The sequence below is a fragment of the Methylobacterium variabile genome (assembly GCF_001043975.1).
In the GTDB taxonomy this organism is placed as follows: domain Bacteria; phylum Pseudomonadota; class Alphaproteobacteria; order Rhizobiales; family Beijerinckiaceae; genus Methylobacterium; species Methylobacterium variabile.
In genome coordinates this window covers 1-18,951 of the sequence record NZ_LABY01000131.1, presented here as the reverse complement: position 1 = coordinate 18,951, position 18,951 = coordinate 1, and the positions used below count along the sequence as shown (strand labels likewise).

At 72.9% G+C, this 18,951-nt stretch carries 20 protein-coding genes and 1 pseudogene; 10 read left to right on the top strand and 11 right to left on the bottom strand.

Features of this window, described 5'->3' with window-relative positions; all coding sequences use genetic code 11:
* A pseudogene (locus VQ02_RS39285) lies at positions 1-146 on the bottom strand (Tim44/TimA family putative adaptor protein); the annotation flags it as partial.
* 412 nt (positions 147-558) lie between these two features.
* On the opposite strand from VQ02_RS39285, the gene secB reads away from it, so the two are divergent.
* Positions 559-1,056, top strand: a complete 498-nt coding sequence (secB, locus tag VQ02_RS18675) for a protein-export chaperone SecB (protein ID WP_048445711.1) — start codon at positions 559-561, stop codon at positions 1,054-1,056.
* A 78-nt stretch (positions 1,057-1,134) separates the two neighbouring features.
* Here the strand turns inward: secB and VQ02_RS18670 are convergent, their stop codons facing one another.
* Positions 1,135-1,749 (bottom strand): LysE family translocator, encoded by a 615-nt coding sequence (locus VQ02_RS18670; protein ID WP_245239778.1) that lies wholly within the window; start codon positions 1,747-1,749, stop codon positions 1,135-1,137.
* 316 nt (positions 1,750-2,065) lie between these two features.
* Between VQ02_RS18670 and VQ02_RS18665 the strand changes: the two genes are divergently transcribed.
* Entirely contained in the window at positions 2,066-2,479 is a 414-nt protein-coding gene (locus tag VQ02_RS18665; protein ID WP_048445710.1) for an EVE domain-containing protein, read from the top strand.
* A 25-nt stretch (positions 2,480-2,504) separates the two neighbouring features.
* Complete coding sequence (locus tag VQ02_RS18660) at positions 2,505-2,870, top strand: hypothetical protein (protein WP_048445709.1); 366 nt, start codon at positions 2,505-2,507, stop codon at positions 2,868-2,870.
* Between the two features lie 20 nt (positions 2,871-2,890).
* On the opposite strand, the gene VQ02_RS18655 is transcribed toward VQ02_RS18660, so the two are convergent.
* Entirely contained in the window at positions 2,891-3,265 is a 375-nt protein-coding gene (locus VQ02_RS18655) for a PRC-barrel domain-containing protein (protein ID WP_048445715.1), read from the bottom strand.
* A 193-nt stretch (positions 3,266-3,458) separates the two neighbouring features.
* On the opposite strand from VQ02_RS18655, the gene mepA reads away from it, so the two are divergent.
* Positions 3,459-4,394, top strand: coding sequence for a penicillin-insensitive murein endopeptidase (gene mepA / locus VQ02_RS18650; protein WP_048445708.1), 936 nt, complete (start codon positions 3,459-3,461; stop codon positions 4,392-4,394).
* 51 nt (positions 4,395-4,445) lie between these two features.
* Here mepA and msrA read toward each other — a convergent pair whose 3' ends face one another.
* Both msrA and VQ02_RS18640 read right to left on the bottom strand, forming a co-directional pair.
* Complete coding sequence (gene msrA, locus VQ02_RS18645) at positions 4,446-5,105, bottom strand: peptide-methionine (S)-S-oxide reductase MsrA (RefSeq protein ID WP_048445707.1); 660 nt, start codon at positions 5,103-5,105, stop codon at positions 4,446-4,448.
* Between the two features lie 103 nt (positions 5,106-5,208).
* Positions 5,209-5,454: a hypothetical protein gene (locus tag VQ02_RS18640; protein WP_048445706.1), complete on the bottom strand. Its 246-nt coding sequence runs from the start codon at positions 5,452-5,454 to the stop codon at positions 5,209-5,211.
* A gap of 618 nt (positions 5,455-6,072) precedes the next feature.
* Between VQ02_RS18640 and VQ02_RS18635 the strand changes: the two genes are divergently transcribed.
* Entirely contained in the window at positions 6,073-7,053 is a 981-nt protein-coding gene (locus VQ02_RS18635) for a PAS domain-containing protein (protein WP_167350768.1), read from the top strand.
* Positions 7,054-7,057: 4 nt separating this feature from the next.
* Here VQ02_RS18635 and VQ02_RS18630 read toward each other — a convergent pair whose 3' ends face one another.
* The 4 genes from VQ02_RS18630 to VQ02_RS18615 are packed head-to-tail and all read right to left on the bottom strand — an operon-like array spanning position 7,058 to position 10,640.
* Positions 7,058-7,525, bottom strand: coding sequence for a DUF3237 domain-containing protein (locus tag VQ02_RS18630; protein WP_048445704.1), 468 nt, complete (start codon positions 7,523-7,525; stop codon positions 7,058-7,060).
* On the bottom strand, positions 7,522-8,745 hold the full coding sequence (locus tag VQ02_RS18625; protein WP_342447839.1) for an ABC transporter substrate-binding protein: 1,224 nt from the start codon (positions 8,743-8,745) through the stop codon (positions 7,522-7,524). The genes VQ02_RS18630 and VQ02_RS18625 overlap by 4 nt, the downstream gene beginning before the upstream one ends.
* 9 nt (positions 8,746-8,754) lie before the next feature.
* Positions 8,755-9,636 carry a beta-keto acid cleavage family enzyme gene (locus tag VQ02_RS18620; protein ID WP_048445703.1) on the bottom strand — a complete coding sequence of 294 codons (882 nt, stop codon included), beginning with the start codon at positions 9,634-9,636 and terminating at the stop codon, positions 8,755-8,757.
* Between the two features lie 32 nt (positions 9,637-9,668).
* A complete protein-coding gene (locus VQ02_RS18615; RefSeq protein WP_048445702.1) occupies positions 9,669-10,640 on the bottom strand; it encodes a 3-hydroxyacyl-CoA dehydrogenase NAD-binding domain-containing protein in 972 nt (323 codons plus the stop codon).
* Between the two features lie 136 nt (positions 10,641-10,776).
* On the opposite strand from VQ02_RS18615, the gene VQ02_RS18610 reads away from it, so the two are divergent.
* The 4 genes from VQ02_RS18610 (at position 10,777) to VQ02_RS18595 (ending at position 15,320) form a co-directional block, all read left to right on the top strand.
* Positions 10,777-11,568, top strand: a complete 792-nt coding sequence (locus tag VQ02_RS18610; protein WP_048445701.1) for a crotonase/enoyl-CoA hydratase family protein — start codon at positions 10,777-10,779, stop codon at positions 11,566-11,568.
* 251 nt (positions 11,569-11,819) lie between these two features.
* On the top strand, positions 11,820-13,034 hold the full coding sequence (locus VQ02_RS18605) for an ABC transporter substrate-binding protein (protein ID WP_048445700.1): 1,215 nt from the start codon (positions 11,820-11,822) through the stop codon (positions 13,032-13,034).
* Positions 13,035-13,038: 4 nt separating this feature from the next.
* Positions 13,039-14,853: a feruloyl-CoA synthase gene (locus tag VQ02_RS18600; protein ID WP_048445699.1), complete on the top strand. Its 1,815-nt coding sequence runs from the start codon at positions 13,039-13,041 to the stop codon at positions 14,851-14,853.
* Positions 14,850-15,320 carry an acyl-CoA thioesterase gene (locus tag VQ02_RS18595; protein WP_048445698.1) on the top strand — a complete coding sequence of 157 codons (471 nt, stop codon included), beginning with the start codon at positions 14,850-14,852 and terminating at the stop codon, positions 15,318-15,320. Before VQ02_RS18600 ends, VQ02_RS18595 begins: the two co-directional genes overlap by 4 nt.
* Before the next feature lie 3 nt (positions 15,321-15,323).
* Here the strand turns inward: VQ02_RS18595 and VQ02_RS18590 are convergent, their stop codons facing one another.
* The gene (locus VQ02_RS18590) at positions 15,324-15,809 is read right to left on the bottom strand and encodes a MarR family winged helix-turn-helix transcriptional regulator (protein WP_048445697.1); all 486 of its coding nucleotides are present in this window, start codon (positions 15,807-15,809) and stop codon (positions 15,324-15,326) included.
* Positions 15,810-15,972: 163 nt separating this feature from the next.
* Between VQ02_RS18590 and VQ02_RS18585 the strand changes: the two genes are divergently transcribed.
* Entirely contained in the window at positions 15,973-17,841 is a 1,869-nt protein-coding gene (locus VQ02_RS18585) for an MBL fold metallo-hydrolase (RefSeq protein ID WP_083469301.1), read from the top strand.
* Here the strand turns inward: VQ02_RS18585 and VQ02_RS18580 are convergent.
* Positions 17,795-18,951, bottom strand: a 1,157-nt coding sequence (locus tag VQ02_RS18580; protein ID WP_048445696.1) for an NAD(P)/FAD-dependent oxidoreductase, incomplete at its 5' end; no start/stop codon positions are given. The genes VQ02_RS18585 and VQ02_RS18580 overlap by 47 nt on opposite strands.

Below are 18,951 nucleotides of genomic sequence, written 5' to 3'. Positions count from 1 at the left end.
GCCGGGGGCTGCTCGCGGCGGGCGAGGGGGTTGAACGGGGGCCGTTCGCTGCCGGTCTTCTGGCCGAGGACCGCGCGCAGCTTCCAGATCACGAAGACCGCAAGCCCGAGGAAGATGAGGGTCGTAAGGTCGAGGGAATCCTGCATCATCGATCCGATCGTGGCGGCTTTCCGCGGAGCATCCCTGACCGCCCCGTCACAGCTTGCAACATACCTGGCACCTTGGCGGCTTTGGCACCGGCAACCGGGTAAGGCAAGCGTCCGGCCGACCAGGGAGGCTGGAGCACCGCGCCGCGGGCCCGCCCGTGATATGGGGAGGGGCCCCCTCCGTATCCAGGCACCCGCGCGCGGCGACGGACCGAATGGCGTCCAGGAGCCCGCGCCTCCAGGCCGGGACCGGTCTGCCGCAAGGTCAGGGTGGCTGGAGGGATGATCGGCGCCTCTGCTTGTTCGCGGGTTAAGGGCATGATAGCGGCAACGCCGCCGCCGCGCGCGCCGTTTTTCGCGCCAGCGTGCGACGGTTCGTCGTTACGTCCAGCCCTCGAAGGAATCCTCCGCCATGGCCGACTCCCCGGTCCCGAACGGCAACGGTGGCGCCGCGGCGCAGCCCGACGACTTCACGCCGACCCTCAACGCCCTGGCGCAATACGCCAAGGATCTCTCCTTCGAGAACCCGAACGCGCCGCGCTCGCTGCAGCCGCAGCAGCAGGGCCCGCAGATCAACATCCAGGTCAACGTCAACGCCCGGCAGCTCGCCGACGAGGATTTCGAGGTCGACCTGCGTCTCGAGGGCGACGCCAAGATCGGCACCGAGGTGCTGTTCGCCTTCGAGCTGACCTATTCGGGCATCTTCCGCCTGCGCAACATCCCGCAGGACCAGATGCACCCGGCGGTGATGATCGAGTGCCCGCGGCTGCTGTTCCCGTTCGCCCGCCAGATCATCGCCGACGCGGTGCGCAACGGCGGCTTCCCGCCGCTCTACATCGACCCGATCGACTTCGTCGGCCTCTACCGCCAGAAGGCCGCCGAGGCCCAGGCGCAGGGCGGCATCGCGTAAGCGTCGATCGCGCGGGCCCGGTTCCTCCCGGGCCCGCACACCGGACGGCGGTGTTTCACGGGAAACGCGGCCGTTCCCTCACTCGTGCAGGGTGGGCACCAGGGACGCCACCAGCAGGCCGGCCATCGCGAGGTTGAACAGCCGCACGGCCCGCCGCGTCCGCAGGATCCGTGCGGTGCCCACCCCGATCAGCGTCCAGACGGCGGTGCAGGGCAGGGCGACGAGGCCGAACAGGCCTGCGAGCAGCAGCGTCGCAACGAGCGAGCCGCCCTCGGCGCCGGCTGTGTAGGTGGCGAGCGCGCCCGCGGCGATGACCCAGGCCTTCGGGTTCACCCACTGGAACAGGGCCGCCTGCAGGAAGCCGAAGGGCCGCCCGGACGGCCCCGCCTTCGCGCCGGGCTCGGCCGGAGCCGGATCGGCGCGCGCGATCTTCCAGGCGAGCCAGAGCAGGTAGGCGGCGCCCACCCATTTGAGCACCGCGTGGACCCGCGGGTCGGTGAGCAACGGCAGGCCGGCGGTGCCGAGCACGACCAGCATCACCGGAAAGCCCGCCGCGATGCCGAGCATGTGCGGCACGGTGCGGCCGAATCCGTAGGTGGCGCCGGACGCCACCACCATGGTGTTGTTGGGACCGGGCGTCGCCGACATCGCGACCGCGAAGGCGCTCGCCGAGAGAAGCCAGGTCCAGTCCACGATCGTCTCCCCCCTTGCGCCGGCCGGGCGAGGATACACGGTTCCCGAGCCGGCCCGCCAGGAGCGGCGACGCGGAAGAAGGGCGGCAGCGCCGAAGAACAGCGGCAACGCGGAGAGGGACGCCCCGTCCGCATCCGGACCGGCGCAGCGGCGGCACGAGAAGCACCGCCGCATCCGTCGCCGGACCCTGGGGCAGGCGACCGCAGGACCGGGGGCAGTCCTCCCCCTGGACTCGGCCCCCCGGATCGGGTGATGGGGTCCCGGCGCCAGGGCAGCCCGCGGCAGGGCCCGGCGCGCGAGAGGGGAAGACGACGGGATGGCGTACTGGCTCTACAAGTCCGAGCCCTCGGTCTGGTCGTGGGACGACCAGACCGCCGCCGGGGAGGCGGGGACGTACTGGAACGGGGTGCGAAACCACGTCGCCCGCAAGAACCTCGAGGCGATGCGGCTCGGCGAGCAGGGCTTCTTCTACCACTCGAACGAGGGCAAGGCGGTGGTCGGCATCGTCGAGGTGATCCGCACCTACTATCCCGATCACACGGACGAGACCGGCCGCTTCGGCATGGTGGACCTCAAGGCGGTCGCGGCGCTGCCCCGGCCCGTGAGCCTGGAGGCGATCAAGGCCGAGCCCGGCTTGCGCGAGATGGTGCTCGTCAACAATTCGCGCCTCTCGGTGCAGCCGGTCAGCGAGGCGGAGTGGGCGCTGGTGCGCCGCCTGGGAGGTCTATGATTCGGGGATCTATGAGGATCGGCCCGTGAGGCGGGGCCTTGCTGCCGGGCTCGCCCTCCTGTCGCTCGCCGGCCCCGCAGTCGGCCAGAGGGCGAGGATGCCGGGCCAGGCCGCGCCGGCGAAGCCCGCTGCGGGCAAGGTCGTGACCTGCGGCGCCCTCTCCAACCTGCGCATCCTGATGGCGGAGACGGGGGGCAACCCGGACGCGATCAGGACCCGGCTGGCGGACCCGAAGGCCGACCATCTCGGCTGCACGCAGGTCGACCGCGGCCGGGTCGAGGGCAATGCCGAGCGGGTCGTGGTCGGCGGCACGGCCTATGACTGCCTGAAGGTCAAGGAGTCGAGCCTGTGCCGCTGGGCGGTGTCGGGCGTTCCGGCGGAGGCGCCGTGAGGCCTCCGCCGGCGGAAGCGTCAGATGCTCCAGTACGGCGTGGCGTTGAAGTAGCGATGGACGTGCTCCTCCCACTTGCGGTCGTAGGAGGGGTCGTTGCCCTCCGCCGAGGCCGGCGGCGCGGAGCGGAGCTGCTCCTCGGTGAGGTCGAGCACGTAGGCGTCGAGCTCCGGGGCGAAGCGCAGGGTCGACCACGGGATGGTGTGGTAGCCCTCGCCGATGCCGAGGAAGCCGCCGAAGCTCATCACGGCGTAGACCACCTTGCCGGTGGCCTTCTCGATCATCAGGCGCTCGATGCGGCCGATGCCGTCGCCGTTCGGGCGCCGCACCGCGGTGCCCTCGACGCGGTCACTGGCGATGAGCGCGTTGGTCTCGTTGGTGCTGCTGCTGCCCATGTCGGAGCGGTCGCCGACGGTCGGCGCGACGGTGGTCATCAGGAATTCCTCCGGATCGTGTCCTCTGTCCCGGAAACGCTGCCGCAGAGGGGCCTGTTCCGGCACGCGGCCGCGGGGCCGCCGGGCACTGCGGCGAATGGCCGAGGCGACAGGGCGGTTCCACGCGGGCGATCGGGGCGCTAGCCTGCGGCCCATGCCCTTGCGCCCTTTGCCGATTCGCCGTGCCGCCGTCCTGACGGTCCTCCTCGCGCTCGCCGCTCCCGCCTCCGCGCAGGATCGCGGTACCCTCAACCCGAAGCCGCTGCCGCCGCTCGCCAACCCGGACGACCCGTCCGTGCCGGCGAAGGCCCTGTTCGGCCGCGCCACCACGCCGGCGGCGCTGCCGCCGCAGGCGATCGGCGGCTACGCCCGGGGCTGCGTGGCGGGGGCGAAAGCCCTGCCGATCGACGGCGACACCTGGCAGGTGATGCGCCTGTCGCGCAACCGGAACTGGGGTCATCCGCGGCTGGTCGCGTTCCTGGAGAAGATCGCCGCCGATGCGCCCCGCAAGGCGGGATGGCCGGGGCTCCTCGTCGGCGACATGTCCCAGCCCCGGGGCGGGCCGATGCTGACCGGCCACGCCTCGCACCAGCTCGGCCTCGATGCCGATATCTGGCTGACCCCGATGCCGGACCGGCGCCTGACCCGGACCGAGCGCGAGGAGATGTCGGCCACCAACGTGGTGCGGCCGGACCGGCGCGACATCGATCCCGAGGTCTGGCGGCCGGAGCACCTGCGGCTGATCCGCATGGTGGCGCGGGAGCCCGGCGTGGGCCGGCTCTTCGTCAACCCCGCGATCAAGCTGGCGCTCTGCCGCGAGGCCGGATCCGACCGGGGCTGGCTCACCAAGGTGCGGCCGATCTACGGCCACAACTACCACTTCCACATCCGGCTCGAATGCCCGGCCGGAGAGGCGGCCTGCCATGACCAGGATCCGCCGCCGACGGGCGACGGCTGCGGGTCCGAGCTCGATTACTGGTTCTCCGACGCAGTGCTGAACCCGAAACCGCGGCCCCCGGGCAAGCCCCGCCCGCCGATGACCCTGGCGGGCCTGCCGGAGGCCTGCCGCACGGTGCTGAAGGCGCGATGACGGGAGTCCGGGACGGCGGGAGGCAGATCCCGCCGGTCCCGGCGCGATCGCCTACTCGGCCGCGACGCCGACCCCGGCCGGGCAGGACACGCCGGTGCCGCCGAGGCCGCAATAGCCGCCCGGGTTCTTGGCCAGGTACTGCTGGTGGTAGTCCTCGGCGAAGTAGAACGGGCCGCCGTCGCGGATCTCCGTGGTGATCGGGCCGTAGCCCCGGGCCTTCAGGGCGGCGGCGTAGGCGTCCCGCGACGCCTCCGCCTCGGCCCGGCGCGCCTCGTCGGGCAGGTAGATGCCGGAGCGGTACTGGGTGCCGACATCATTGCCCTGCCGCATGCCCTGGGTCGGGTCATGGCTCTCCCAGAAGGTCTTGAGCAGGGTGCCGAAGGAGATCACCGCCGGATCGTAGGCCACGAGCACGACCTCGTTGTGGCCGGTGAGGCCGGAGCAGACCTCCTCGTAGGTCGGGTTCGGCGTGGTGCCGGCAGCGTAGCCGACGGCCGTGACGTGGATGCCGTCGCCGAGCTGCCAGAACTTGCGCTCCGCGCCCCAGAAGCAGCCGAGGCCGAACACGGCCGTCTCGATGCCCTCGGGATAGGGGTCCTTGAGCGGGCGGCCGTTGACGAAGTGCCGCTCCGCCGTCGGCAGGGGCGTGGGCCGCCCCGGCAGGATCTGGTCGGGGGCCGGCATCTCGGCGCGCTTGCGGAAGAACAGCATCGGGTCGCTCCGGTCTCGGAACGGAGCCTCGCGGCTCCGGAGGCGAGAGGCCTCTCTCACGACCAGATGTGGGGTGCCGGGCGCGATTCCTGAAGGGGAGCGCTCAGCGGACGAGCGCGGCCTCGCTCGCCGCGACGCGAGCCGGCGCGTCGGGCCCGAAGGCGGTGCTCGGGTCGAAGAAGGCGCCGCGAGCGGTGATCAGGCCGGCCGCCAGCGCCCAGAACAGCACGATCCCGACGATCCGGCGCGTCCGCACCGGGCGGCGCCGCGCGGCGGGCGCGCAGGCGCCCTCCTGCCCGGGCCGCAGGTCCAGGCGCTCGCCGAACGGATCAAAGATGGCAGGACGCATGGTCGGACCCGGCGTGACGCGTGGCTCCGGAAGAGGGAGCACCGGGATCGTAGATAGGTCGCCGACCGGGCGCGCAGCAATAGATGCGGTTTTCTATTTTCTGTTTCATCATGGAAGATATTTACTGCGTCATCAACGGACGGGAGAATTTTTGTTTTAGTTCCCGCCAACGCGCCCTGCAGGGTGCCGCGTCGTGCCGCAGCGGTGCCGGATCCCCTCTCGGGGACGACCCGCGGCCGCTCGCGCGACGTGGCCGCCGCGGCGCCGGATCGGCGCCGGCCTTCGTGCCACACCCTCTTGCCAAGCCCTCTTGCCACGCCCTTACGTCGCCTAGTAGACGCACGGTTGATCCGAAGATATTTGTCGGCGTCGGGACATCTGCCGCAGCGGCATGGCCGCGCTCGGCGGCGAAACACGCCTTTTGCTCGGGAATTTTTGCGTGGAGATTGGAATTCGGATGCGCGCCGCGTGGGCGAGGTTCGGCCCGGGACGGTTCGGCGGCACGCGTCGCTGCGGCCTGAGCCATGGAAGGCGCGAGGCGCGGGCCGGCGCCCGATGAACCGGCCGGCTTCGAACCAGGCGGGCTCGCGCCCGGCGGACACGTCGTCCCACGATTTCATGCGTCTGATCGAGGCCTTCGGCCTGACGGGCGCCTGGCACTGGGACTTCGTCACCGGCCGGCAGATCTGGTCGTCCGGGCTGTACCGCCTGCTCGGGATTCCGGAGAGCGAGCCGGCGAGCTACGAGCGGCTCATCGGCCTCGTTCACCCGGCGGACCGCGACGTGCTGGAGGATGCCGTCCAGATCGTCCAGGCCGGGATCTTCGGAAGCCACACCGTGCGGCTGATCCGGCCGGACGGGACCGCGCGCACGGTGGTGAGCCAGGGCGAGGTGTTCTTCAGCGGCGACGGACGCCCGCTCGCGGTGTCCGGCGTGCTCCTCGACGTGACGGACCGCGAGCGCCTCGCCGAGCTGCATCGCAGGGAGCAGCAGCGCCGGGCCAGCCTGGCGCGGCAGGCGCAGGTCTTCATCTGTACCGAGGCGACGCTGCCGCCGACCGAGTACGGCTCCGAGTTCCTGGCCCTCGTCGGCTTGAGCCGCGACGAGGTCCGGGAGAACTGGCTCAGCCCGATCGTCCCGGAGGAATGGCCGCGCTGGCGCGACGAGCTGCCCCGCCTCGCCGCGGCGGGCCGCCCGTTCAGCATCACGCCGACCCTGCGGCTCGCCGGGGGCGGGGCGGCCCCGTTCCGCATGACGATGGTGCCCCTGAGCGACGGGACCGCCGGGCCGCCGTGCTGGACCGTCGTGATCACGCCGCTCGAACTCGATGCGGTCGCCGCGCGGGGAGCGCTGCCGCGGCGCGTGGAGCATGCGATCGAGGGCTGTCACCTGCGGGCGGCGCGCGGCCTCCTCGACTGGACCCTGAACGACCTCGCGCGGGCGAGCGGCGTGTCGCTCTCCACCGTCCGGCGCTTGGAGGAGGATTCCGAGGGACCGGCCTCCCGCTCCCGCCCGCACGTCCTCGCCGCCCTGAGGAGCGCGGGGATCGTCTTCACCCTCGTCGAAGGCGGTACGGTCGCGGTGGCGCGGGCGGAGTGAGGGTTCACGCCACCCGGTAGACGCTCAACGCCACGTGGTCCGGCGCCCGGGCGCCGGTCGCGATGAACAGGCTGGTCTGCATCCAGGCGAGGTGCGGGGCCGCAGTCTCGAACCGGGGCGCGGTGCGGAAGTAGATCAGGCCCGGGTCGACCGGCTCGCCCCGGCGCAGGCGCTCGAGCGCCTCCGGAGGCCCGAAGCGCAGGCCCGTGTTCTCGACGTAGATCCGGGCGCCGTCCTCGGCCTCGATCACGTAGCGGGCGTGCAGGTGGGTGAGCCCGTCCGCCGCGATGGTCTGGTAATCGGCCCCGCCGGGCAGCACCCGGCCAGCGAGGTCAGGCCCCGACACGGTGCCGCCCGTGATGGCGATCACCCGCCGGGCGCCGGCCGCCGTGACGCCGACCTCGACCGGCGCCGCCACGTCGATGCGGGCGTCGAAGACGTGGGCGAGGGCGGGAGCGGGGATCGTCGTCACGGTTTGCCCCGCACCAGGGGGCAGTCGCTCTGCGCGAGCGGCCGGAAGGCGTCGTCGCCCGAGAGCGTCGCGACCCGCTCCATCACGTCCCACTCCCCCTTCGACTCCTCCGGGCGCTTGACCCGGAACAGCGAGACGTCGCGGACCACCCGCCCGTCCGGCCGCAGGCGTCCGCCCTTGGTCATGAAGTCCTCGATCGGCATCTCGCGCATCTTCGCCATCACGGCGTCGGCCGCGTCGGTGCCGGCCGCCCGCACGGCCTTGAGGTAGTGCTTCACCGCCGAGTAGACGCCGGCCTGGTAGCTGTTCGGCATCGCCCGCTGGCGGGCGTGGAAGCGCTTCGCGAAGGCGCGGGTGTCCTCGTCGGTGTCCCAGTAGAACGCCTCCGCGAGGTACAGCCCGCCCGCCACCTTGAGGCCGATCGCGTGGACGTCGACCGCCGTCATGTAGAAGCCGGCGAGCTTCTGCTTGCCGCCCAGGACCCCGAACTCCGAGGCCTGCTTGACCGCGTTGATGGCGTCGCCCCCGACGTTGAACAGCGCGATCACCCCGGCGCCGGAGGCTTGCGCCTGCAGGATCTGCGACGACAGGTCGGGCGAGAGCAGGGGGTGGAAGACCTGGCCCGCGACCTTGCCGCCGCCACCGGTCACCACCGGCGTCACGTCGGCGACGAAGGACTTGCCCAGCGTGATGTCGGCGACGACGTAGAACCAGCTCTTCTCGCCCGATTCCACCAGGGGCTTGGCGATGGCCCGCGCCAGCGCATGGGTGTCGATGACCCAGAGCGCGCCGTTCGGCGAGCACTGCGCCCCGGTGATCACCGTCGAGCCGGAACCCGTGATGAGGGCGAGCCGGCCCTTCTCCTTCGCCAGGGCCTGGACGCCGAGCGCGATCGCCGAGTTGTCGAGGTCGGTGATCATGTCGACCCCCTCGACGTCGTACCAGCGCCGGGCGAGCGTGCTCGCCACGTCCGGCTTGCTCTGGTGGTCGGCGGCGACGATCTCGATCGGCTTGCCGAGAACGGTCGGGCCGAAATCCTCCACCGCCAGGCGCGCCGCCGTGACGCTGCCGGTCCCGTAATTGTCGGCCATCGCGGTCGACATGTCGGCAAGCACGCCGATCCTGACCACGTCGCCGGAGACGGCGCCCTCCGCGTCGGCGGCCGCCGGCGCGAAGGCGAGAAAGCCCGCGAGGAGGGCGGAGCGGAGGGCGCGCATCATACCCTCCCGTCAGACGGCCTTGAGGCCGAGGATCTCCCGGGCCTCCGCCGGGCTCGCCGGCTCGTGGTTCAGCTCCTTGATGATCCGCACCGTGCGGGCGACGAGCTGCTCGTTGGTCGCGAGCTGGCCGCGCGCGTAATAGTTGTTGTCCTCGAGCCCGACCCGGACGTGGCCGCCGAGCAGGATCGCCTGCGTCGTCGCCGGCAACTGCGCCGGGCCGATGCCGGAGACGCAGAAGATGGACTGGGGCGGCAGCATCCGGATCATCGCTGCCAGGATGTCGTGCGAGTAGGGCATCGCGCCCTGGAAGCCCTTGTCGGCACCGAGCACCATGTTGATGTAGTAGGGCGGCTTGTCGTAGCCCTTCTCGATCAGCCGGGTCACGTCCTGCAGGATGTGCTGCGGCCCGAAGACCTCCCATTCGGGCTTGATGCCGCGCTCCTGCATGCGCTTGGCCAGCGCCTCGCAGCGGCTCGGCGTGGTGACGACCAGGATCTCGCGGCCGCCATGCACGTCCGCGAAGGTCATGCCGTCGAAGGTCGCCATCTCGGCGCCGGCCTCGCAGCCCTTCAGCCGCTCCTCGAAGCTCGATTCGAACAGCCCGTCGGGGCGCGGCACCAGCATGTCGCCGCTCGAGCCGCCGCCGGTCGAGTTGTTGAGGATGATGTCGCAGCGCTCGCGGATGCGCCGGTTGATGTCGCGGTAGATCTCGGCGTTGCAGGTCGCCTCGTCGTCCGGCCGGCGGGCGTGGAGCGCCGCGATGGCCGCGCCTTCCTTCCAGGACTTGTGCACCGACTCGGCGATCTCGCCGGGCTGGGTCGGCAGGTTGTGGTTCTGCGCCTTCGAGGCCATGCCGCCCGTCGGCGCCACCGTCACGATCACCTTGGCCATGTTGTCCTCCCGTGGGTTGAGTTGAACGGTGACTACGGCAGCTCCGGCGCGTCGCGCTTCTGCCGGACGAGGTCGACGAGGAGCCGGTCGCGCCCGGCCACCATCGCGTCGAGGTCGCGCCCCGCCAGCGCCTCGTCGAGGCCGCGGACCAGGGTCTGTTTCAGCTCAGGGGTCAGGCGCGGGTCGCCGAGATCGGCCCACATCGCCTCCATCAAGGGCCCGAGATGGTCGAGGGTATGGGCGAGGCCCCCGGGCCCGCCGGAGAGGTGGTTGAGCAGGCACGGCCCCATCAGGGCCCAGCGCAGGCCCGGCCCGTGCGCGATCGCCGCGTCGATGTCAGCGACGGTGGCGGCCCCGGTTCCGACGAGGTGGAACGCCTCGCGCCAGAGCGCCGCCTGGAGCCGGTTGGCGACGTGGCCGACGAGCTCGCGCCGCAGGCGGATCGGCCGCTTGCCGATGCTCTCGTAGAACGCCATCGCGGCCGCGATGGCGCCCTCATGGGTCCGGGCTCCCCCCAGGACCTCGACCAGCGGCACCAGGTGGGGCGGGTTAAAGGGGTGGCCGAGCACGACCCGGCCCGGATGGCGGCAGGCGTCCTGCACGGCGCTCGGGGTCAGGCCGGAGGAGCTCGTCGCCAGCACCACGTCGGGCGCCGCCGCGGCGTCGAGGCGTCGGAAGGTCTCGCGCTTGATCTCCAGGCGCTCGGGCCCGTTCTCCTGCACGAAGTCGGCGTCGGCGGCCGCCGCCTCGGGCCCGGCCACGAAGGTCAGGCGCTCAGGGGAGGCGCCGGGGGCGAGCCCGATCGATCCGAGGACCGGCCAGTGCCGGGCGACGGTCGCCCGCAAGGCGGCCTCGGCGCCGGGGGCCGGATCGGTGGCGGTGACGTCGAGGCCGCGGGCGAGAAACTGCGACACCCATGACGCCCCGATGACGCCGGTGCCGATCACCGCCACCCGCCCGATCGCCGTACGGTAGCCCGAAGCCGGTTCGCTCGCGTCGTTCATCGCGGCGTCCTCCCTGATCAGGTCTCTGTCAGGGCTTGTCGCCCGATTGACCCGTTGAGATAGTTATATCACATTACAAATCAGGTTTGGCAATCCGGTGCGAACAGGCCGGAGCGAGAATCGGAGGAGCGCCGATATGGCGGAGGACCTGTCAGGCCTCAGCACCGAGTCCCTGGTCGTCACCCGGCGGGACGCCGTGGCGATCGTGACCCTGAACCGCCCGCACAAGCGCAACGCCCTCGACGACGGCATGGTGCTGGGGCTCGAGCGCATCGCCCGCGGCTTGCCCGACGACGTGCGCGCCCTGGTGATAGCTGCTGAGGGCCCGCATTTCTGCGCCGGCCTCGACCTTGCCGAGCTGACCGAGCGCGACGCGCCGGCCGGCATGCTGCACTCGCGGATGTGGCACCGGGCGTTCCACGAGATCGAGTTCGGCCGGGTGCCGGTGGTGGCCGCCCTCAAGGGGGCGGTGATCGGCGGCGGGCTGGAGCTGGCGCTCTCCGCCCACCTGCGGGTCGCCGAGACCTCCGCCTTTTACGCCCTGCCGGAGGGACAGCGCGGCATCTTCGTCGGCGGGGGCGCCTCGGTGCGGCTGCCGCGGCTGATCGGCGTCTCGCGGATGCGCGACATGATGCTGACCGGCCGTGTCCACGACGCCGAGAGCGGCGAGCGCCTCGGCCTGTCGCACTACGTCATGCCGCCGGGGGAGGGGCTGGAGCGGGCGATCGCGCTCGCCGCCCGGGCGGCCGAGAACGCCCCGCTCACCAACTACGCCCTGATCCACGCCCTGCCGCGCATCGCCGAGGCCGACCCGGCCACCGGCTACCTCACCGAGGCCCTGATGACCGCGGTGGCCCAGAGCGACGCCGAGGCGAAGCGCCGGCTGGCGGACTTTCTCGAAGGACGGGCGAAGAAGGTGAGGGAGTAAGGCGGGCCGCGATCCCGCGCCCGGACCCCATACCCTCCTGGTCGTTCCGGGCTCCGCTGCGCGGCCGCGGGATGACCCCGAGAAGTAGCAACGTTGCGAGAAAAAGATGACGCGCGATTCCGCTCTCCCGTGCGGGAGAGGGGATCCCGCGCCTTCCTTTACTTCGGCGCTCCAATGAAAAAGCGTCCCGAAGATTTGTATGCATCCCAAAAACCGGCGCCAAGACCGTCTCAACCACCCCGGAGGAAACCATGCCACGCCGCCCCGTCCGCCGGCTCGCGCCGGCCCTCGCCGCCCTCCTGTCGCTTCTCGTCCCCGCTTCGGCCGCCGAGCGGCCGGTGAAGATCGGGGTGCTCAACGACATGTCGGGCCCCTACGCCGACTACCAGGGCCAGGGCTCTGTCATCGCCGCCCAGCTCGCCATCGAGGATTTCGCGAAACAGGTCGGGCGGCCGGTCGAGCTGGTCTCGGCCGACCACCAGAACAAGACCGACATCGGCGCGTCGATCGCCCGGCGCTGGTTCGACCAGGACGGCGTCGACCTGATCGTCGACGTGCCGAACTCGGCCGTGGCGCTGGCGGTCTCGAACCTGGCCCGGGAGAAGAACAAGGTCTTCATCGGCTCCGGCGCCGGCACCGCCGAGCTCACCGGCAAGCAGTGCTCGCCCAACACCGTGCACTGGACCTACGACACCTGGTCGCTCGGCCACGCGCTGGCCAAGGCGCTGGTGCAGCAGGGCGGAAAGTCCTGGTACTTCCTCACCGCCGACTACACCTTCGGCAAGGACCTCGAGGGCGCGGCCGCCGAGGAGGTGAAGGCCAATGGCGGCAGCCTGAAGGGCGCGTCGCGCCACCCGATCGGCACGTCCGACTTCTCGTCCTTCCTGCTCCAGGCGCAGGCCTCCGGCGCCGACGTGATCGGGCTGGCGAATGCCGGCGACGACACCTCGAACGCCCTCAAGCAGGCGGCGGAGTTCGGCATCGCCCCGGCCCAGCGCCTCGCCGGGCTGATCCTCAACATCACCAACATGCCGGCGCTCGGCCTCAAGGCGACGCAGGGCGTCTACATCGTCACGCCGTACTACTGGGACCTCAACGACGGCACCCGGGCGTTCGCGGCGCGCTACGCCGCGCGCCACCCGCGCCGCGCCATGCCGAACGACATGCAGGCCGGAATCTACTCGGCGGTGGAGCATTACCTGAAGGCCGTCAGTACCGTGAAGGAGTCCGGCGACGGCCGCGCGGTGGTGGCCGCCATGAAGGCGATGCCGACCGACGATCCGATCTTCGGCCAGGGCCGCATCCGCGAGGACGGACGCAAGCTGCACCCGATGTACCTGCTGGTCACCAAGACCCCGGCCGAGAGCAAGGGCGGCTGGGACTACTTCAAGCCGGTGCGCACCGTGCCGGCCGAGGAGGCGTGGCGCCCGCTCGCCGAGGGCGGCTGCCCGCTGGTGAAGGGGTGAGACGATGCCGGATTCCACCCACCTGTTCGTCTCCCGGGGCGACGGCAGCCTCCTCGTCACCGCGGCGGCGCCGCTGCCGCCCTACCCTGAGCGCCTGACCGCGCACCTGACGCGCCACGCCGCCGAGGCGCCGGACCGGCCGTTCCTGGCCCGGCGGGGCCCCGGCGGCGCCTTCGAGCCCCTGACCTACGGGGCGGCGCTCGCCGCCGTCGAGCGCATCGCCGCGGCTCTGCTCTCCCGGAACCTCTCGGCCGAGCGGCCGGTGATGATCCTGTCGGGCAACGGCTTCGAGCACGCGCTCCTGTCGCTCGCGGCGCTTCACGTCGGCATCGCGGTGGCGCCGGTCTCGCCGGCCTATTCGACGGTGTCGCAGGACCACGCCCGCCTGCGGGCGATCGTCGAGCTGCTCACCCCCGGCCTCGTCTTCGCGGCCGAGGGCGCTTCCTACGCCCCCGCCATCGCGGCGGCGGTGCCGGCGGACACCGAGGTGGTGATCGCCGACGGCGCGGCCATCGGCCGGCCCGCGACCCCGTTCGCGGACCTGATGCAGGCCGAGGATCCGGCCGCCGTCGCGGCGGCCCACGTCGCGGTCGAGCCCGACACGGTGGCCAAGCTCCTGTTCACCTCCGGCTCCACCGGCGTGCCGAAGGCGGTGGTGAACACCCACCGGATGCTCAGCGCCAACCAGGCGATGCTGCAGGCCCGCTTCCCCGCGCTCACGCGCGAGCCGCCCGTGATGGTCGACTGGCTGCCCTGGCACCACACCTTCGGGGGCAACCACAACTTCAACCTGGTGCTGGCGAACGGCGGCACGCTGTATATCGACGAGGGCCGGCCGACCCCCGCCGGCATCCGGGAGACCGTGCGCACCCTGCGCGAGGTCGCCCCCACCCTCTACCTCACGGTGCCGAAGGGGTTCGAGGCGCTGGTCCCGCACCTGCGCGACGATCGGGAGCTGCGAGACACCTTCTTCAGCCGGCTCCAGGTCACCTTCTTCGCCGCCGCCGGCCTGCCGCAGCCGGTCTGGGACGCCATCGACGACCTCGCCCGCCGGACGCTCGGCCGGACGGTGCCGATGGTGACGGGGCTCGGCGCCACCGAGACGGCGCCCCTCGCCCTCGTCACTGACGACCGCCCGGCGAGGGCCGGCCAGGTCGGCCTGCCGGCCCCGGGCGTGGCGCTGAAGGTCGCCCCCGTGGGGGGCAAGCGCGAGGCCCGGGTGCGCGGGCCCAACGTCACCCCCGGCTACTGGCGCCGGCCCGACCTCACCGCGGCGGCCTTCGACGAGGAGGGCTTCTACCGCCTCGGCGATGCCCTGGTGCCGGTCGACCCCGAGGACCCCCACCGCGGCTTCGCCTTCGACGGCCGCCTCAACGAGGATTTCAAGCTCACCACCGGGGTCTGGGTCAGCGTCGGCCCGCTGCGCGCCGCCTTCCTCGACGCGTTCCAGCCGCTGGTGCGCGACGTCGCCATCGCGGGCGAGGCCCGGGACGAGGTCGCGGCCCTGGTCTTCCCCGACCTCGCCGCCTGCCGGGCGCTGTGCGGTGAGGCTGGCGACGATGCGGGCATCCTCGCCCATCCGGCGGTGCGGCAAGACTTCGCCCGGCGCCTCGCCGCCTTCGGGGCGCGCGCCACCGGCTCCTCGAACCGCGTCGCCCGGCTCCTGCTGCTGGCCGAGCCCCCGGCCCTCGACCGGGACGAGGTGACCGACAAGGGCTCGATCAACCAGCGCGGCGTCCTGCGCAACCGGGCCGAGGCGGTCGGCCAACTCTACGCCGCGCCCTACGCGCCCGCCGTCATCACCCCGGAGACCGCATGACCCCGCCCCGAGACCAGGCCGCCGAGCAAGTTGCCGACCATGAGGGCTTCACCGTCACCCGGACCCTGACGGTGGAGTGGGGTCACTGCGACCCCGCCGGCATCGTGTTCAACCCGCGCTTCTTCGACTTCTTCGACTGGTCGACCGCGCTCCTGTGCGAGGCCGCGACCGGACTGAAGAAGGCCGCCATGCTGGCGCGCTACGACCTCGTCGGCATCCCGCTGGTCGAGACCGGCGCGCGCTTCCTCAAGCCCGCACGCTACGGCGACCGGGTCGAGATCGTCTCGACGGTGGTGGAGGTCGGCCGCTCGAGCTTCGCGGTGCGCCACCGCCTGCTCAACGCCGGCGAGCTCGCCGTCGAGGGCCGCGAGCGCCGGGTCTGGACCGGCCGCCACCCCGAGGACCCGGCCCGGATGAAGGCGGCGCCGATCCCGGAGGAGCTGGTGCGGCGGTTCCGGGGGGAGTGAGGCTCAGTCGGTCTCCTCAGCCCCGGCCTCGTCCTCCGCCATGTCCCGGGCGCCCTGGGCGAGGCGGCGGAGCAGGTCGAGGAGCGCGTCCCGCTCCTGCGGGGCGAGGAGGGCGGCGATCCGCTCCTCGTGGGCGGCCTCGCGGCGGTGCAGCTCGGCCATCAGGGCCTCGCCCGCGGTGGTGAGAAACAGCGCCTGCGAGCGGCGATCCGAGGGGTCGGGCTCGCGCCGCACCAGGCCGCGGGCCTCCAGCTCGTCGAGGAGCGGCCCGATATTGGCCCGCTTGATGCCGATCGCCGCACCGACCTGGCTCGGCCGCAGGCCGGGGCTGCCCTCGATGACGGTGAGCACGCCGAGCTGGCTCTGGCGCACGTCGAGGTCGGCGAAGAGCTCGACGAAGCTGCGGGAGACCGCGACCTGCGCCCGGCGCAGGGTGTAGCCGATCAGTCCTTCGAGGCGGGCGAGGCCCGCGGTATCGTCACGCTGCAACGCTGGACAGGCCCTTTCCGGCCGAGACGTCCCCGCCACCTGCCCGCGAACGCGCCGGCGCGCAAGGTGCCGCTCCGGCAGCCTCTTCCCGGATGCGCCCCGGGCGGGCATCATCCGCGCGCCCGGGCGGATCCCGGGACGGCCCCGGGGGTTCTTCGACGCCATGCAGGTCCGCTTCTTCGGTACCCGCGGGTCTCTGCCCGTGCCCGGCCCGGGCACGGTCCGCTACGGCGGCAACACCTCCTGCGTCGCCGTGCGCACCGCGCGCGACACCCTGGTGGTGCTCGACATGGGCACGGGCGCCTACGCGCTCGGCCGCGAGCTCGCCGCGACGGGCCGGCCGGTGCGGGGCCACGTGCTCATCACCCACACCCACTGGGACCACATCCAGGGCGTCCCGTTCTTCGCGCCGTTCTTCGTCCCTGGCAACGAGTGGGACGTGTACGCGCCCCGCGGCCTCAGCGGCTCCCTGCGCGACACGCTGTCGGGCCAGATGCAGTACAGCTACTTCCCGGTCGCGCTGGAGCAGCTCGGCGCCACCATTCGCTACCACGAGCTGGTCGAGGGCACCCTCACCCTCGGCGAGGACGACGACGTCCGGGTGGTGACCCACTACCTCAACCACACGGCGCTGACGCTCGGCTACCGCCTGGAGGCGGACGGCGCGAGCCTCGTCTACGCCCTCGACCACGAGCCCTATGCCGGGGCCGCGGCCGCCGGGAACGGGCCGCTCACCGGCCTCGACGCGCGCCACGCCGCCTTCCTGCGCGGCGCCGACCTGGTGATCCACGATGCCCAGTACGTGGCGGCCGAGTACCCGGCCAAGGCCGGTTGGGGCCACAGCACCGTGGAATACGCCCTTCAGGCCGCCCGCGAGGCCGGGGCGGCGCGCCTCGCCCTGATGCATCACGATCCTCAGCGCGACGACGCCGCCCTCGACGCCCTGGTGGCGCGCTACCGCGACGGCGCGGCGCCGGTGGACCTGTTCGCCGCCGCCGAGGGGCGGACCGTCGACCTCGCGGTCCGGCGCGACGCCGTCCCGGCGGGAGCCCGGGAGACCTCGGCCCGCGAGCCGGTGGCGCCGGCCCTGGCCGGGCGGACGGTGGTGATCGCCGGTGCCGGCACGCCGGAGGCGGCGCGCCTCGCGGCGATCCTGCGCCGTGACGGCGTCGCGGTGCAGGGCTGCCCCCTGGCGCCGGAGGCGCTGGCGGCGACGGTCGCGCGCCATCGCCCGACCCTGGTGGTGCTGGCGGCGGCCGAGGCGCCGGTCGATCTCGGCCCGCTCTGCGCCGCGGTGCGGGCCTGCGGCCCCGCCGGCCACGACCTGCCGCTGGTGCTGGTGGCGCCCGAGGGCGAGCGGGCCGGCGACGAGGCCGCCGGCCTCAGCGACCGGCTGACCCCGCCGTTCACCGACACCTACGCCCGCAGCCGGCTGCGGGCGTGGCTGATGCGCACCGCCTGCCGCTGGGCCCGGGCCGAGATCCCGGCCCGGGAGGCCGAGCGCCTCGCCGCCTTGCGCGCCCTGCACCTCATCGACACGCCACCCGACGAGTCCTTCGAGCGCATCGTCTCCCTGGCGGCGCGGGCGCTCGACGTCCCCTTCGCCGCCGTGTCGCTGATCGACGGCGACCGGCAGTGGATGAAGGCCGCCCGCGGATTTCCCGAGCGCGAGACGCCGCGGGACGCCGCCCTCTGCGCCCACGCGGTGGCACTCGCGGAGCGGGAAGGCGGCGAGGCGCCGCTGGTCGTGCCAGACGCGCTGGCCGATCCGCGCTTCGCCGACAGCCCGGCGGTGGCCGGGCCGCCCGGCCTGCGGTTCTACGCCGGCCAGCCGCTGGTGCTGCGGGACGGCCGCTGCATCGGCACCCTCTGCGTCGCCGATACCCGTCCGCGCGACCTCGAGCCCGAGGACGCCGCGAACCTGCGCTGGCTCGCCGCGATGGCCCTGCGGGAGATCGAGGCGGACGGGCTCGAGGGATCGGCGATCATCCCGCCGCCCGCGCCTCCCGGTCCCACGCGGCCTCGACCGTGAGGGACTCGCGGTCCCGCTTGCAGGTGGCGAGGGCCGCGTCGCGGCCGTCTTCCCGGTAGGTCACGGCGAAGTCGCCCTCGGCCACCGCGCCCTCGACGCGGGTATCCTCCGGCGAGCCGGCATGGCCGATGACGCGCAGGCTGGTGCCGTAATGCCCGCTCCAGAAGAACGGCGTCTCGGCGAAGGCCGTCGCCTCGCCCATCAGGACGCGGGCGACGTGCTGGCCCTGGCGCTGGGCATGGACCCAGTGCTCGACCCGCAGGCGCCGGCCGCTGCGGGGATCCGGGTAGGCGGCGACGTCGCCGACCGCGTAGATCCCGGGCGCCGAGGTGGCGAGGGCGCGGTCGACCGCGATGCCCCCGCCCTCGTCCTCGCCGGCGAGGGTCAGGCCCGCGGCCGCCGCGAGATCAGTGCGGGGCGAGACCCCGGTGCCGAGGACGACGAGGTCGGCCTCGATCCGGTCGCCGTCGTCGAGGCCGAGCGCCCGGCCATCGAAGCCGGTGACCCCGCGCCCGAGATGGAAGCGCACGCCCTTGTCCTCGTGCAGGCCCTGGACGAAGCGGCCGACCGCCGCGCCGAGAACCTTGGCCAGCGGCACCGGATCGGGGGCCGCCACCGCCACCGTCTTGCCGCGGGCCACCATCGCGGCAGCGACCTCGAGGCCGATGAAGCTCGCCCCCACCACCGCGACGCTGCGCGCGGTCTCCGCCGCCGCGATCAGGGCGTCGGCGTCGGCCAGGGTGCGCAGGGTGTGGACGTTCGGGCGGTCGAAGCCCGGCAGGTCGGGCCGCCGCGGCGCGGCACCCGTCGCGATCACCAGCGCGTCGTAGGAGAGCCGCGCCCCGCCCGCGGTCACGGCCGTCTTTGCGGCGACGTCGAGGGAGACCACCCGGTCGCGCAGCAGGCGCGGCCCGTCGCCGCCGTAGAAGCCCTCGGGCGCGAGGCGCGTCGCCGCGCGCGTCGCCTTGCCGGAGAGGTACTGCTTCGAGCAGAAGGTGCGGTCGTAGGGCGGGTCGGGATCGTCGCTCACCAGGGTCACGGCGGCGCCGTGGCCGGCCCGGGCCAGCATCTCGGCGCAGGCGTGCCCCCCGGCGCCGGCGCCGATGATCA

Excerpts from the sequence above, each read along its gene's own strand:
- VQ02_RS18635 (WP_167350768.1), top strand. The coding sequence starts at position 6,073 with ATGCGTCTGATCGAGGCCTTCGGCCTGACGGGCGCCTGGCACTGGGAC.
- VQ02_RS18610 (WP_048445701.1), top strand. The coding sequence starts at position 10,777 with ATGGCGGAGGACCTGTCAGGCCTCAGCACCGAGTCCCTGGTCGTCACC.
- VQ02_RS18665 (WP_048445710.1), top strand. The coding sequence starts at position 2,066 with ATGGCGTACTGGCTCTACAAGTCCGAGCCCTCGGTCTGGTCGTGGGAC.
- msrA (WP_048445707.1), bottom strand. The coding sequence starts at position 5,105 with ATGCTGTTCTTCCGCAAGCGCGCCGAGATGCCGGCCCCCGACCAGATC.
- mepA (WP_048445708.1), top strand. The coding sequence starts at position 3,459 with ATGCCCTTGCGCCCTTTGCCGATTCGCCGTGCCGCCGTCCTGACGGTC.
- VQ02_RS18615 (WP_048445702.1), bottom strand. The coding sequence starts at position 10,640 with ATGAACGACGCGAGCGAACCGGCTTCGGGCTACCGTACGGCGATCGGG.
- VQ02_RS18595 (WP_048445698.1), top strand. The coding sequence starts at position 14,850 with ATGACCCCGCCCCGAGACCAGGCCGCCGAGCAAGTTGCCGACCATGAG.
- VQ02_RS18600 (WP_048445699.1), top strand. The coding sequence starts at position 13,039 with ATGCCGGATTCCACCCACCTGTTCGTCTCCCGGGGCGACGGCAGCCTC.
- VQ02_RS18620 (WP_048445703.1), bottom strand. The coding sequence starts at position 9,636 with ATGGCCAAGGTGATCGTGACGGTGGCGCCGACGGGCGGCATGGCCTCG.
- VQ02_RS18640 (WP_048445706.1), bottom strand. The coding sequence starts at position 5,454 with ATGCGTCCTGCCATCTTTGATCCGTTCGGCGAGCGCCTGGACCTGCGG.
- VQ02_RS18655 (WP_048445715.1), bottom strand. The coding sequence starts at position 3,265 with ATGGGCAGCAGCAGCACCAACGAGACCAACGCGCTCATCGCCAGTGAC.
- secB (WP_048445711.1), top strand. The coding sequence starts at position 559 with ATGGCCGACTCCCCGGTCCCGAACGGCAACGGTGGCGCCGCGGCGCAG.
- VQ02_RS18625 (WP_342447839.1), bottom strand. The coding sequence starts at position 8,745 with ATGATGCGCGCCCTCCGCTCCGCCCTCCTCGCGGGCTTTCTCGCCTTC.
- VQ02_RS18585 (WP_083469301.1), top strand. The coding sequence starts at position 15,973 with ATGCAGGTCCGCTTCTTCGGTACCCGCGGGTCTCTGCCCGTGCCCGGC.
- VQ02_RS18605 (WP_048445700.1), top strand. The coding sequence starts at position 11,820 with ATGCCACGCCGCCCCGTCCGCCGGCTCGCGCCGGCCCTCGCCGCCCTC.